This window comes from bacterium (genome assembly GCA_021372615.1).
Taxonomy (GTDB): domain Bacteria; phylum Armatimonadota; class Zipacnadia; order Zipacnadales; family UBA11051; genus JAJFUB01.
In genome coordinates, this window is the sequence record JAJFUB010000150.1 from 1 (window position 1) to 13,673 (window position 13,673).

The 13,673-nt window shown below is 68.0% G+C and carries 11 protein-coding genes; 4 read left to right on the top strand and 7 right to left on the bottom strand.

Features of this window, described 5'->3' with window-relative positions:
* Nucleotides 1–85 precede the first annotated feature (85 nt).
* Together LLH23_21545 and LLH23_21550 are read left to right on the top strand one after the other, a co-directional pair.
* Nucleotides 86–379, top strand: coding sequence for a helix-turn-helix domain-containing protein (locus LLH23_21545; protein MCE5241056.1), 294 nt, complete (start codon nt 86–88; stop codon nt 377–379).
* A 76-nt stretch (nt 380–455) separates the two neighbouring features.
* Nucleotides 456–2,150, top strand: coding sequence for an FHA domain-containing protein (locus LLH23_21550; protein ID MCE5241057.1), 1,695 nt, complete (start codon nt 456–458; stop codon nt 2,148–2,150).
* A 139-nt stretch (nt 2,151–2,289) separates the two neighbouring features.
* On the opposite strand, the gene LLH23_21555 is transcribed toward LLH23_21550, so the two are convergent.
* The 7 genes from LLH23_21555 to LLH23_21585 form a co-directional block, all read right to left on the bottom strand.
* Complete coding sequence (locus LLH23_21555) at nt 2,290–5,205, bottom strand: DUF4838 domain-containing protein (protein MCE5241058.1); 2,916 nt, start codon at nt 5,203–5,205, stop codon at nt 2,290–2,292.
* 10 nt (nt 5,206–5,215) lie between these two features.
* The gene (locus LLH23_21560) at nt 5,216–5,992 is read right to left on the bottom strand and encodes a hypothetical protein (GenBank protein MCE5241059.1); all 777 of its coding nucleotides are present in this window, start codon (nt 5,990–5,992) and stop codon (nt 5,216–5,218) included.
* Entirely contained in the window at nt 5,989–7,521 is a 1,533-nt protein-coding gene (locus tag LLH23_21565; protein ID MCE5241060.1) for a GNAT family N-acetyltransferase, read from the bottom strand. Before LLH23_21565 ends, LLH23_21560 begins: the two co-directional genes overlap by 4 nt.
* A gap of 5 nt (nt 7,522–7,526) precedes the next feature.
* On the bottom strand, nt 7,527–8,558 hold the full coding sequence (purM, locus tag LLH23_21570; protein ID MCE5241061.1) for a phosphoribosylformylglycinamidine cyclo-ligase: 1,032 nt from the start codon (nt 8,556–8,558) through the stop codon (nt 7,527–7,529).
* A gap of 119 nt (nt 8,559–8,677) precedes the next feature.
* The gene (locus tag LLH23_21575) at nt 8,678–9,283 is read right to left on the bottom strand and encodes a DUF1559 domain-containing protein (GenBank protein ID MCE5241062.1); all 606 of its coding nucleotides are present in this window, start codon (nt 9,281–9,283) and stop codon (nt 8,678–8,680) included.
* A 141-nt stretch (nt 9,284–9,424) separates the two neighbouring features.
* Nucleotides 9,425–10,003, bottom strand: coding sequence for a prepilin-type N-terminal cleavage/methylation domain-containing protein (locus LLH23_21580; GenBank protein ID MCE5241063.1), 579 nt, complete (start codon nt 10,001–10,003; stop codon nt 9,425–9,427).
* 101 nt (nt 10,004–10,104) lie between these two features.
* Nucleotides 10,105–10,449, bottom strand: coding sequence for an MTH938/NDUFAF3 family protein (locus LLH23_21585; protein MCE5241064.1), 345 nt, complete (start codon nt 10,447–10,449; stop codon nt 10,105–10,107).
* An 86-nt stretch (nt 10,450–10,535) separates the two neighbouring features.
* On the opposite strand from LLH23_21585, the gene LLH23_21590 reads away from it, so the two are divergent.
* A complete protein-coding gene (locus LLH23_21590; protein ID MCE5241065.1) occupies nt 10,536–13,007 on the top strand; it encodes a DUF4838 domain-containing protein in 2,472 nt (823 codons plus the stop codon).
* Between the two features lie 84 nt (nt 13,008–13,091).
* A complete protein-coding gene (locus tag LLH23_21595; GenBank protein ID MCE5241066.1) occupies nt 13,092–13,643 on the top strand; it encodes a hypothetical protein in 552 nt (183 codons plus the stop codon).
* Nucleotides 13,644–13,673 lie beyond the last annotated feature (30 nt).

Genomic DNA, 13,673 nt, shown 5'->3' on the forward strand with positions numbered 1-13,673 from the left:
GGGGCCCGCCGCACACGACGCGGCACCCGCCGCCTGAGTGTGTCGTCGAGATGCGCAAGTAGGACCCAAGGGGAGTTGGACTGACGTGAAGTCGAAGGCATGTCGTGACGCAATTGTCTTGACGGATGGGGAACGCGCGGCGCTGGAGGATCTGGCGCTGCAGCACCTCGGCCATTCCGCCGGAGCCCGGCGGGCCTGTATCATCCTGCTGAGCGCGGACGGCCGCAGCGTGACCGACATCTGCAACATGCTCGGCTGCACGCGCCAGACGGTCGTCTCCTGGCGTCGCCGCTTCCAGCGGGCGCGCGTCGAGGGCCTGCACCGGGCCCGGTCGGCGCGCCGCCTCGGCTCCTGCGGTTCGGTGCCGATACAGCCCTGACGCCGCCTCCGCGCCCGCGGCAGGACCCTCGCTCCCCGGCGGCGAATGTTCCTACATTCCCCGCAAGGAGCCACCGGTGCCTACGTTAGCCATCCTCAACGGCGCACTCGAGGGGCAGGTCTTCGACCTCGACAAGCCCATCATCACGCTGGGGCGACGGGCTGACAATGATGTCGCGGTGACGCTGGACCCGCGCATCTCGCGCTTCCACGCCCAGCTCTCCCAGCGCGGGCAGGAGTGGCTGCTCGAGGACCTCGGCAGCGCCAACGGCACCTTCGTCGGCCAACGCAAGATCCACGGCCCTACCGTGATCCGCCCCGGCGACCGCTTCCGTCTGGGCCGCACGTGGCTGGCCCTGGTGCCCGAGCCGATTCACACGTCCGAGGCCGAGGCCCGCGAGCGCGTACAGCTCACCGAGGAGGAGCCCGTGGACCTGCTCGGCACGCCGGCCGAGGAGAGCGACGCCCTGGCGCCCGAGGTCTCCACGGCCACCTCCGCGCCGCAGTCGGTCGTCTATTCGCTGGGCCTCGACCAGCCGCAGAGGCCCACCGACGAGAAGTACGCTCAGCGCTGGTTGGAGGTCATGGGCCATGTCAGCCGCAGCCTGGCCTCGACCCTGGACCTGGGGCAACTGCTGGATGTCATCATCGAGAGCATCATGGCGGTCATGCCCGCCGATGCCGGCTTCGTGATCCTCGTGGATCGCAAGACCGGGGAACTCGTGCCCAAGGCCATGCGGCAACGGGGCGCCGGGGACGCGCAGATCGCCGTCTCGCGCCACATCCTGGAGTATGCCCTCGCGGAGCGCGCGGCTCTGATGACCGCCGACGCCATGAGCGATGCGCGCTTCGAGAACCTCGACAGCGTCCAGGACCTGCGCCTGCGCTCGACGATCTGCGCCCCGCTCTTCCACGGCGAGGAGGCGCTCGGCGCGATCTTCCTCGAGGCTCGCTCGGCCACCGGCGCCTTCACCGAGCAGGACGTGGAGATGCTCCGGTCCATCGCGGCCCAGGCCGCCACGGCCATCGAGAACGCCCGCCTGTATACCGACGTGCGCCAGGCGCTCGATACGGTGCAGCAGGCCCAGGAGCAACTGCTCCGCAGCGAGCGCCTCTCGACCATCGGGGCGCTGTCGGCCAGCATCGCCCACGACATGGCCAACATCGTCACCCCGCTCAAGCCGCTGCTGAAGCTGGCCCTGCGCGACCAGGACACCGACCCCGACCTCACCGAATCCCTCAACCGCCAGATGGACCGCCTCACGACCCTCCTGGAACGCCTCATGTCCTTCTCCAAGAGCGAGACCCACCTGGGGTCGGTCAACGTCAACGAGCTGCTGCAGAAGACCGTCACGCTCATCCGCAGCGAGATCTACCACCGCAACGTGGAGCTGGTCATGGACCTGGCGGAGGATGTGCCACCGGTCCTGGGCGACGCCGCCCAGCTCGACCGGGTCTTCCTCAACGTGTGCATGAACGCGCTGGAGGCCATGGAGACGATGCCGGAAGGGGAGGAGCGCGCGCTCACGATCAAGACCGAGCGCGACGGCGAGGAGGTGGCGATCAGCTTCAGCGACACCGGCCCGGGGATCTCCGAGGCCGATCAGGAGCGGCTGTTCGAGCCGCTATTCACGACCAAGGAGACGGGCACGGGCCTGGGCTTGCACTCCTGCAAGCGTATCGTGGAGGAGGAGCACCGGGGCACGATCGAGGTGGACTCGATGGAAGGCATCGGCGCCACCTTCACGGTCCGTCTGCCGGCCACGCCGTAGCGTCGAGGCCCCCGGGGGGCTCCATCGTGCCCAGTAGGGCAGGCGGCCTCGCCTGCCCGTTCCGCCGCGCGCGGGCGAGGCCGCCCGCGCTACTGGACAGCGGAAACCCCTACGGCGACGCCGTAGCGCCCCCTCGTCCCTACTCGAACCACAGCGCCCCGTAGCGCTCGACGTTGTGGAACGACCCGAACGCCGGGCGCCAGCTTGAGATCTCCCACTGCCATAGCGGCGAGTCCGGGGTCCGGTAGTGGTAGTTGCGGCAGAAGTTCACTCGCCACGGCGCCTGCTTGGTCGGGGTAGGCAAGTCCAGCGAGGCCAGCGGCACCGCCAGCTCCGCCGTCCACTCCTTGTCCCTCAGCACCGTCTTGTACTGCACCCCGGCGCAGTTCCACCGGAACAGGTCCATCGAGAACTCGCGCGTCAGGTCCGGCTGGTAGTTGTCCGCGAAGATGTCGCGGGGCCCCAGCAGGAACTGGACCTGCCTCTGCCCCTGCACCAAGAATACCTCACAGCTCTCGTCGTCCCACACCTTCCCGTCGCGGCTGCCCGCCTCCACCGTCTGCTTGGTCTCCGGCTTCTCCAGCGGGGCGCGCATGGCGATGTACAGGTTCGCCCGGTCGCGCAGCAGGCGCATCGTGGTCTGGGAGCGCAGTTGCGGGTTGTTGTACATGTCGAAGAAGCCCTCGACCGGGGCGGCGGCCTGCCAGCAGGCCTCATCGGGCCGGCCGTCGATCTTCGGCGCCGTGGCCGACAGGGGCACAACCACCTGCTCGTTCTTCACCGGGGCCCCGGCGGACGCGGCGTAGCGCCGACTGCTGGCCTCGAAGGGCAGGAAGCCCGTCAGCGTCTTGGCCACGCGGGCATGGTAGGGCTCCTGGCCGCGGGTGGCCTGTTCGGCGGCGCGCAGGTACCCCATGGCACGCTGCGCGAACTCCGGCGGGTACGTCTTCAGCCAGCACGTGCTCCAGTCCCACATGGGCTTCGGGCCGCCCTTGGTGCCCGGGTCGGCCCAGGCGGCCTCCAGTTCGGCGTAGAACCGGCGCACCTGCGGCGCCGCCGGCCCGTAGAGCTGCGTCATGTACTCGTCCAGCAGCGCGTCCACATCCTGGTCCACGTTCCACATCAGCCGCATGGCCACGTACATGTCCAGCGCGTCCATCATCCAGTCGGCCCAGTCCGTGCTGGAGCGGCCGTCGGCGTAGAACTCGCACAGCTCGATGACCCGCCCCTGCACCCGCCCGCGCTCCAGGGCGAACCACTCCTGCATCGCGTGGGGGAAGACGCTCGGCGCGCCGTACGTCCCGGCCCCCCGCCGCGCATACCAGTAGTCCCAGACGTAGATGCCGGAGGTCTTCCGGGCCCACCCGCCTAGCTCGTCCAGGTACTCCTGCTTGCTCTCCGGCTGCCAGACGGCGGGCAGGTAGTTCGTGCACAGGGTGATGGCCACGTTGGGGAGCAGGTAGACCTCCGCCGGCGGCTCGCGGTATTCCGAGTAGGCGCAGCAGGTGACCACGCGGTCGGGATGGCTCTTGCGGATCTCGGCCGCGACGTTGTTGACGAAGGTCCAGACCAGCTTGCTCCAGTGGCCGGACTTCGGCTCCTCGGGGCCCGCCTGGGCCTGGCACTTATCGCACCGGCACTCGAACATCCCGTCACCGGGCATGACCGTGGCGTAGCGCACTTCGGGGTGCTTGTCGAAGAACTCGCGCATGTCGGCCACGGTCTGGGCGAAGACCTCCGGGTTGCTGAAGCACACGTAACCGCCGGGGTCGTGGGCCGCGCGCTGGCCGTTGCGCTGCAGGGCGAACCAATCGGGGTGCGTGTCGCCGAAGCGCTTGGGCCACTGGTTGAAGGAGTGCATGCCGATGGGGCTGCCGCCGACCCCTCCCCACCTCATGCGCCGCCACCAGACCTGCGTATCGCGCGGGGTGAAGTCCGGGTCCTTGGGGACGGAGTAGAACGCGAAGCGCGTGCTGTACGTCGGGGCCCCGTACCAGGACACCGGCCCGACGGAGAGCGAGGGGTGCCTGGGCACAACCCGCCCCAGCTCGCCGGGCCAGTACCAACGCACGCCCACCACGCGCTCCAGGAACTCGTACACGGCGTAGAGCGTGCCGAAGGGTTGCAGCGTGCCAAGCGGCTCGACGTCAACGGCGGCGTCCCCGCCGGACAGGATGATCGCCTCGCCCACGCGCTGCACGGTCCAGTGGTCGGGCGCGAAGAACGCCGGCGCCAGGCCGAGGCGCTCGCTCAGGGCGGTCCTGCCCAGGTGGAGCGTCGGGCCGCTGACCGGCTCCCCGTCCTTGACGACCGGCAGTTCGGCGCCGGTGCTCAGCTTCAGGTGCGCCTGGAGTTCCTGCAGGGCATACTTCAGGGCCTTGCTCATGGGGTCGGCGACAACGATGCTGGCGAGGGGCTTGCCGTCGCGCACGAGGTCCAGGGGCTTGCTGTCCGCCGGCCGCTCATAGGCCGCGAAGCCCGGCTTGCCGCTCACCGTCGCCGCCGCGGTGTCGGCTTCAATGACCAACTCGTCCACGAGCATCACCGGCGGTTGCTGGGAGTTCTCCAGCCACACCATGAAGTTGACGATGTTGGCTTCGGGCATCGGCGGCACGGTGGCGTGTAGCTCAAACGGCGCCCACTTCCCCGGCTGCGGGGTGAAGACAACCTGCTGGGCGATCGTCCCGGCCAGCTTCTCGCCGCTGGCGCGCATCTGCAGCGTGACCCGCCCCTCCCCGGCCAGCCACTTGATCTGCCCGCGGAAGACCACGGCCTGGCCCTTGTACGGGGCGAGCTTGCCGGGGTGGATGTAGCACCCGACGCCGATGACCCGCTCCTTGGTCTTCGTGCAATCCATCCGCAGGCAGGGCTTCTCCCGGACGGCGTCGGTCTCATCGGGCTTGACGGCGCCCTCAGCGACGTTGCCCGACAGAAGGGGGTAGCCGCCGACTTTGGGGAAGAGCGGCTTGAAGCTGAGGGTAAGGTTCGCCGGGGGCTGGGCGGGCACGACGGAGACGAGCCCCAGCAGGGCCGCGAGCAGTCCAAGCACTCTCATGGGAGGCACCTCAGACGTTCAGGCAGCGCCCGGTTGCCCGGGCGATGGCGGCGGCGTCCTTGCTGGCGAAGGGGACCGGCTCCTGGTACTGCCGCCGCGCGCGGTCCAGCGTCCGCAGGTAGGCGCTCAGGCGCTCGTTGACCACGTCGCTTTCGAAGACCGCCTGGCAGGAACGGTAGTCCGGGCCCAGGATCAAGTCGAAGCCCGCCCCGAAGGCCAGCACCCCCACGGCGACATAGGCGGGTAGCACCTCGGACCTCATCCCCCCGGTCACGAAGAAGGGGAAGCTGCGGTACGTGGCGGGATCCATGGCCCGGAAGTAGTCCGGCCCGCCCTCCAGGTGGGGATTGACGAACTTCACGAGGTTGGCGCCCCAATCCAGGGCCTGTGCAGCCTCGCCGGGGGTCTTCACGCCGGCGATGATCCCCACTTGCCCGGCGTAGCGGGCGTACGTGGGCTCCCGGAAGGGCAGCAGGGAGACGATGAAGTCTGCCCCGGCGTCCACGGCCTCGCCGATGGTCGGGACGATGTGCCCGGTGCTGTTGACGAAGTCCCGCAGCTTCCCCTCCTCCAGCAGCGTCGCCGCGCCGATGGCCATCTCCGGGAACTCCCGCTTGGCCTCGGCGATGAAGCGGATGGCGTCCGGGCGGCGGCACGAGATCTCGATCGCCTCAATGCCGACGGCCGCGACCTGCTCCACACACTGCAGCGGGGGCAGGTCGTCGCCTATCACGATCGGCACGAAGCCGCAGTACAGGATCTTGCCAATCGCCTCAGCTGCGGTCACTGCAGGCCCTCCAGGAAGCGCGCCAGCTTGCCGATCATGTGCGCGATGGTCATGCGTTGTGACTCCAGCGTCACGCCGCCGGTGTGCGGCGAGATCACCAGGTTCTCGTGGGTGGCGGCGTAGCGGATCAGCGGGTGGTCCGCCAGGTCCTCGCGCCATTCGCCCTTGATCACGTCGAGTCCTGCCCCGCCCAGTCGTCCGCTCTCCAGCGCTACCAGCAGCGCTCCCTCGTCAATGACCGCGCCGCGGCTGGTGTTCAGCAAGATCGCGCCCGGCTTCATCCGCGCGAAGGCCCCGGCGTCCAGCAGGCCCCGGTTCGCCTCGCTCAGGTGGATGTGCACCGAGAGCACGTCGGACTCGCCCAGGAGCGTGTCGAAGTCCACCAGCCGCACCCCCGGCGCCAGCGTCACAGGCCGGACGTCGCAGGCCAGCACCTGCATGCGGAAGGCGTGGCCGTACTGCGCCACGATCCGCCCCAGGCGACCATAGCCCAGGACCCCCAGCGTCTGGCCGGAAAGCTGTACCCCGCGGAACCGGTCGCGCGCCCACTCCCCTCGCTGCGCCGCCGCGAACGACCACGGCAGCTTCCGCGCCACCGCCAGCAGCAGTCCCCAGGTCATCTCGGCTGTCGCGGTGATGCTGTCGAGGAACTCCGTGTCCTCCTTCAGCGACAGCAGCGCGACGCCACACGCGGCCATCGCTTCCAGGTCGAGGTGATCCAGCCCCGTGGAGGGCGTGGCGACGACCTTGAGGCGAGGCGACTGCCGGATGATGTCGGCGGTGAGGCGGGCATGGAGGGTGGCGAGATAGGCGTCGAAGTCGGGGAGCAGGTCGGCCAGGACCTGCGCGTCGGGCGGGACGGTGACGACCTCCGCGAGACCGGCGAGGGGCTGCCAGATGTCCGGGAAGAGGTCGGTCTCGGCCATGTTGAGGACGCGTCGAGGCTGCGGGCGCCCCTGGTACTTGTCGCGAGTCAGGCACAGGTCGTAGGTGCGCTCAGCCTTGTGGCCCGGCGGCTCCGGCACGACTTGCTCCACCTCGTAGCCCACCTTGCGGAAGGCCCCACGGCTGCGGGGGTTGTAGTCGGCCACGCAGCATGCGTAGATGCGGTCGGCCGCCTGCTCGCGGAAGCCGAAGTCAGTCAGCAGACGGATCGCGTCGGCGCCCAGCCCCTGGCCCCACAACGCCTTCTCCCCGATCATGAGGTCAATGCGGAAGAGCTTCCCGCCCGGGTGTTGGGCCAGGATGCGGTCCACATTCATCTCCTGCAGCCAGCACTCGCCGATGGGCTGCCCCCCATGCTCCATCATGAAGCAGAAGGCTGTCTCGGACACGCTGCGGTAGATGTCCTGGACCTCCTCGAGGGGATAGCCCGGTACGTCCTGGCCGTCGGTCCCCGTGGAGGAAAAGTGCAGCACTTCGGGGTCGTTGTTCCAGCGCAGGAGGATGTCCCAGTCGTCCTCGGTGAGGGGCCGGAGCCGCAGGCGGGGAGATTGCAGGACGACGCTGTGGGGGCGGAGGCGGTCCATGGCCGTCAGGCCAACCGGAACTTCGTCGCGCCGCGCTCGATGTGTCCCATCTGCATGACCGGCAGGCCCCGCTCGGACAGGAACTGCACGAACAACTCCAGCGCCTCGGCCGCCACGATGACGATCATGCCGATGCCCATGTTGAAGGTCTTGTACATCTCGTCCCGCGCCACGCCGCCCAGGCGCTGGATCAGCGCACAGACCGGCGGCACGGGCACGGCAGCCGGGTCGCAGACCGCGCAGAGGCCCTCGGGGATGACGCGGGAGATGTTGTCCGGCCAGCCCCCGCCGGTGATGTGGGCCATCCCGTGCGGGCGCAGGCCCTCATCCAGCATCGCCACGAGGTCGGCGCAGTACAGGCGCGTCGGCTCCAGCAGGGCCTCGCCAAGCGTCTGGGGGAGTTCCGGAAGGCTCTCGTCCAGGTGCAGCCCCGCGTCCTCCAGCAGCACCTTCCGCGCCAGCGAGAAGCCGTTGCTGTGCAGCCCCGACGAGCCCAGGCCAAGGATGACGTCGCCCTCAGCCACGGCCGATCCGTCAATGATCTCGCTCTTCTCGACCGCCCCCACCGCGAAGCCCGCCAGGTCGTACTCGCCCTCGGCGTAGAAGCCCGGCAGCTCCGCCGTCTCGCCGCCGATCAGCGCGCACTGAGCCTGCTGGCAGGCGGCGGCGATCCCCTTGATGACGGCGCTGCCCGTCTCGGGCTTGAGCTTGCCGGTGGCGAAGTAGTCCAGGAAGAACAGGGGCCGCGCGCCCTGCACGACGATGTCATCCACGCACATGGCCACCAGGTCCTGGCCGATGGTGTCGTGCCGGTCCAGGGCGAAGGCGATCTTGAGCTTCGTGCCCACCCCGTCGGTGCCCGACACCAGCACCGGCTCGCGGTAGCCGGTCAGGGCATACAGCCCGCCGAAGTCCGAGAGCGTCTGCAGGACGCCGGCGGTGTGGGTGCGCCGGACGGCGTCCTTCACATCGGCCAGCATCGCCTCGGCGGCGGCAATGTCTACACCGGCGGACTTGTAGGTGGCCTGCTCACTCATCGCGGGGCACTCTCTTCGTGGTAGTGGGTGTACATCGATTATAGCCTCCGCTGCCGGCAAAGTAAAAGGCCCCGACGCCGAGGCGTCGGGGCCTGTACAGGATGCGTCCACGAGGCTGTCTAGTTGGCTTCGAGCCACAGGCGCTGGCCCGCGGTGTCGGTCGCGCGCAGGTTCTGCCGCGACATCCACTTGGCGTGGCCGTCCATGAAGGCGACGTTGGAGCCGCCGTTGTGCCGGTCGGCCACATAGCCGACGCCGCCGTCTTCGGTGCGGCACACCGGGCAGTAGATCCACGTATAGCTCCGGCTCTCACCAAACATCATGCACTCTGCCGGGTAGTTGATCGTGCCAATCGAGCGGCTGCTGTAGCGGTAGGGGTGGTGCGGATGCGGCCACCCATAGCCACAGACGCTGGCCTGCGACGGGCAGATGGCGACCTGGGAGTTCTTGATGTAGGGCAGGAGCACACTCGGCGCGCTCGTCGAGAGGATGCTCACCAGCGGGTACGTGGCCGGGCTCGTGTCGAACTGGCCCAGCGGCAGCATTTCGTCGTAGTCCTGCGTGTACTGCATGACTGCCAGCGCCAGCTGCTTGCAGTTGGACAGACAGGAGGACTGCCGGGCCTTCTCGCGGGCCTTGGCGAAGACCGGGAAGAGAATCGCCGCCAGGATGGCGATGATGGCAATGACGACCAGCAACTCAATAAGCGTGAATCCACGTCTCATACCATGTGACCTCCGCGGTATCTGTGATGTCGTCCGAACGGCACGGCATCTTACACTGACTCGGCCCTCGGGCACAACCGCTGCACGCCCCCGGCTGTCCACGCTGGCACGGCAGCGGCGGCGCCGCCGCGCGTGGCGGAGCTAGAAGTCCGGCCAGAACCGATCATCGCGTAGCGCGGACTTCTTGGCTGACTTCACGTGGCCGTCGAAGTACAGCACGTTCGCCATGTCGTTGTGGCGCTCCACGATGTGGTCGCCCCAGGCGTCCGTGTTCAGCCACTGGTCCTGGCAGTCAGCGAAGTAGACTGTCTCGCTCGGGCTGACGACCTGGCCCAGCCCTACGCCGCGGCCGTACGTCGCGAGGTCAGGGTAGGCGATGCCGATGCCGTTGCTGCCGTCGTACTTGTTCACATTGGCGGGATCCCAGCGGCCGCTGTTGCTCGGGCAGTTCCACACCTGGCTGTTCTTGATGTACGGCTCCATGATCCACTTGAAGTCAGTACGCGGGTTGGCGCTCTGGTACGCGAAGAACACCGTGAGTTCGTCGTAGTCCTGCGCGTACGACAGGGCGGCCAGACCGACTTGCTTGAGGTTGCTCAGACAACTCGACTGCCGGGCCTTCTCGCGGGCCTTGGCGAAGACCGGGAAGAGGATCGCCGCCAGGATGGCGATGATGGCAATGACGACCAACAACTCAATCAGCGTGAAACCACGTCTCATACCATGTTACCTCCGCAGTATCTGTGATGTCGTCTGAACGGCACGGCATATTACACTGACTCCCCCGCCGGGCACAACCGCTACCCGCGCGGGGAGCGCAGTCAGCACGTCAGATGCAGCGCCGCCGCCACGTCCCTGCCTTGCGTCCGCAGGTCCACGAAGTGCTCCAGGGCCTTGTCGGTCGGCATCGGCCGTCCGTCCACGCCCGCCTCGGCCAGCTTGCTCAGGACCTTGTCGGGCACTTCCATGGCGCCCATCTGGCCGGTGCCGATGACCAGGATGCGCGGCGGCTGATCCATGACCTCGGCCAGGTCGCTGAACTTCAGCCGGTGCCCGTGTTCCCGCACCCACGGGCTCAGCACCGTATCCCCGCGTATGATGACATCCTTGCGGTAACTCCGCCCCTGCCACCGCAGATGCCCGAAGCTGTACTCGTAGTCGGCCATGGGACCACCTCCCACTGATGTCGGGCAGGTCAGCCTTCCCCGACCAGGGAACCCCTACCTGCGCCACCCGCGCAGGAGGAGCCCCCATGCGATTGCTCACTGTTGCCCTGCTGCTCGCCCTGACGCTGCCTGCCTTTGCCCTGACCCTCGCCGACGGCGGCAAGGCCGCTGTGGTGATCGCCTTCCCCGACAGGCCCGACGGCGCCGAGCGCGAGGCTGCCGCCGAGTTGGCCAAATACCTGGGCAAGGTCACCGGCGCGGCCTTCGAGCAGGTCGCGGAGAAGGACCTGCAGGGCAAGCCGGCGGTCTTCGTCGGCGCCACTGCCGCCGCTGCGGCGGCCGGCGTCTCGGCCGAAGAGCTCGACCGCGACGGCTTTGTCATCAAGGCCGACGGGGGCAGCCTGTTCATCGTCGGCCATGACGCGACGGCTACCGAACTAGGGGCGCACTTCTTCCTGCAGCGCTACGGCGGCGTGCGCTGGTACGCGCCGCTGGAGCTGGGCGAGCACGTCCCCTCGCGCCCGCGCCTGGCCGTGCCCGACAAGCTGAGCGACACCCAGGAGCCCGCCTGGAAGTCCCGCCTGTGGAGTTCCGTGTCGCGCATGGACCCGATGTGGGAGAAGCGCAACCTGTGCCGGGCCCGCTACAACTTCCACCACAACCTGCTCAACGCCATCAAGCCGTCCGAGGTGTATGACCAGCACCCCGAGTGGTTCCCGCTCATCAACGGCCAGCGCCTCCCCAAGCCACCCGACACCGCGCACTCCTGGCAGCCCTGTTTCGCCAACCAGGAGCTGGCGACGTGGGTGGGCCAGAAGATTGTCGAGTACTTTGACAAGAACCCGACCGCCACGAGCTACTCCCTGGGCATCAATGACGTCGGCGCCGGCGGGTACTGCCAGTGTGAAGCCTGCCAGGCTCTCGACGACAAGTCTCAGCCCACCTTCCGCGACCGCCCCAACTACTCCAACCGCGTCTTCACCTTCATGAACCGTGTGGCGGCGATCACGTCCCAGAAGTACCCGGACAGGCTGCTGGGCTGCCTGTCGTACGCCAACTGCGAGGCCGTGCCCAGCTTCCCGGTGCACCCCAACATCATTCCGTACCTGACCAACGACCGGGCCCAGTGGCGTGACAAGCAGTTCCGCGCCCAGGACCAGGCGTTGCTGAAGCGCTGGGCCAAGGCCGCACGGCAGCTCGGGGTCTATGACTACTACTATGGCTCGGGCTATGTCATCCCGCGCTTCTTCCCCACCGTGAGCGCCGAGAGCATCAAGTTCTGTCACAGCACCGGCGTGCGCGCGTGGTATGCCGAGATCTACTCGAACTGGGGACTGGACGCCTGCAAGGCGTGGCTGGCCAGCCAGCTGCTGTGGGACGTCAAGCAGGACCCCAAGAGGTTGGTGGACGAGTACTACACGAACTTCTTCGGCCCGGCGAAGGGCCCCATGAAGAAGTACTGGGACCGCTGCGAGCAGATCTGGATGAAGCAGCCGGGCGAGGCCCGCTGGTTCAAGGGCTTCTTCCAGCTTGACCAGCTCGACATGTTCCCCCCGGAGGTGTGCGCGGAGTTGCGCGGCTACCTCGACCAGGCGGCGAAGCTGGCCGACAGTGACCTCCTCCGCAAGCGCATCAAGCTCTACTCAGATGCCTTCCACTACACCGAGCTGTACTCCGGCGTGTACTGGGGCGAGAGGCGCATGGCCGGGGCCACGGTGACGACGACGCGTGACGCCGAGAAGGTCCGCCAGACCCTGGTGAGCTACGCCCGGGCCGAGCAGGGCCTGCAGCGCCACTTCGACGAGGTCATCAACGTGGACCCGCTGCTCAAGCCGTGCCTGCCCTTCGCCGGGGAGGCGCGCTCGACGTTCGGCCAGGGGCTGTTGCCGGGCATCGTGCGCCTGGCTGACTACTATGAGAAGGCCGGCCAGCCCCTGCAGGAGCCCTTCCGGCTCTCGCCCGACCTGCCCGACGACAATCCGGTGGCGAAGATGTTCGCCGCCTACATGACGATGCGAACGCACCCAGAGACCGCCGAGGAGAAGCTGCCCAACCCGGGCTTTGAGGACAAGGCCGGCGGCACGACGCCCCAGGGGCCCGAATGGACCTCTGAGGGCTGCCCGCAGGGCTGGGGGAGCTGGATCCGGGGTGGCACCAAGGCAGAGCTGCGATGGGTGGCCAGCCCCGTGCACGGCGGTCAGCGCGCCGTCATGCTCAAGGGCGCCGAGGGTGCGGCCTGCTACCTGATGGACGTGCGCGGGGAGCCCGGCACCGTCTACCTGTGCACGGTCTATGCCCGCTGCCGGGTCAGCCGGCCTGAGCGGGTACACCTGACCATCAAGTGGCGCGACCCCAAGGGCGCCTGGTTCAGCGGCGCCCCGAACCAGAGCGTTTCGTTGCCCCAGGCGGAGCTGAAGGAGTGGACGCCGCTGAGCCTCATGTTCACGATGCCCCGGGGCGCGGGCTCGGCTGTGATCATGCTGGGCGGGGAGGACATGAAGCCCGATGACGCCGTCTGGTTCGATGATTGCTCGGCCAAGCAGTTGCGGGTGAAGTAGGGCTCGAGGGGTGCGCCAAACCTGCTTGACATCGCATCCGGTTGGGGTATCTTGTAGTTGTCGTTTCCTGGAGGAGGTGCACTCATGCGCATTCGGCGACGCGGGTTCACGACCGTCGAGGTCATGGTCGTCACCGGCATCCTCACCAGCCTGGCGGGTGGCGGCAACAGCTTCCAGAACGTCACGAACAAGGCCCACCAGGTCGCCTGCTTCAACCAGCTACGGCAGATCTTCATGGCCTTCCAGATGATGGCCACCAACGACGAGCCCCTGCCGCAGGCGTGGTTCTATCCGCCCGACAACCACCCCTACCGGGAGCAGTACAACATCGTCAACATCATGGCCCGCCAGGGCGTGCCCAAGAACTTCTTCATCTGCCCCTCGGCGCCCCAGGAGCTGCAACAGCGCGGCTGCTGCTATCTGTACAATGACAAGCTCTCCAACCGCAACCTGGACGGCGTCGAGGACCCCGTCAATACCTGGCTCATGATGGACGTCAACGGCGTCACGGACCAGGTCCCGCCGGCCCACAACGGCGGCTGCAACGTGCTGTACTGCGACGGCCACGTCAAGTGGGTGCCCTCGGCGTCCATCCCCAAGCTCATCACCCAGGCCGTAGACTACCGGGGCGAGTAGCCCCCGGAGGAGCACACTCACCCCGACGGG

Bases quoted from the DNA above. Each gene is read 5' to 3' on its own strand.
- LLH23_21585 (MCE5241064.1), bottom strand. From the start codon at position 10,449: ATGGCCGACTACGAGTACAGCTTCGGGCATCTGCGGTGGCAGGGGCGG.
- LLH23_21595 (MCE5241066.1), top strand. From the start codon at position 13,092: ATGCGCATTCGGCGACGCGGGTTCACGACCGTCGAGGTCATGGTCGTC.
- LLH23_21575 (MCE5241062.1), bottom strand. From the start codon at position 9,283: ATGAGACGTGGATTCACGCTTATTGAGTTGCTGGTCGTCATTGCCATC.
- LLH23_21555 (MCE5241058.1), bottom strand. From the start codon at position 5,205: ATGAGAGTGCTTGGACTGCTCGCGGCCCTGCTGGGGCTCGTCTCCGTC.
- purM (MCE5241061.1), bottom strand. From the start codon at position 8,558: ATGAGTGAGCAGGCCACCTACAAGTCCGCCGGTGTAGACATTGCCGCC.
- LLH23_21590 (MCE5241065.1), top strand. From the start codon at position 10,536: ATGCGATTGCTCACTGTTGCCCTGCTGCTCGCCCTGACGCTGCCTGCC.
- LLH23_21565 (MCE5241060.1), bottom strand. From the start codon at position 7,521: ATGGACCGCCTCCGCCCCCACAGCGTCGTCCTGCAATCTCCCCGCCTG.
- LLH23_21580 (MCE5241063.1), bottom strand. From the start codon at position 10,003: ATGAGACGTGGTTTCACGCTGATTGAGTTGTTGGTCGTCATTGCCATC.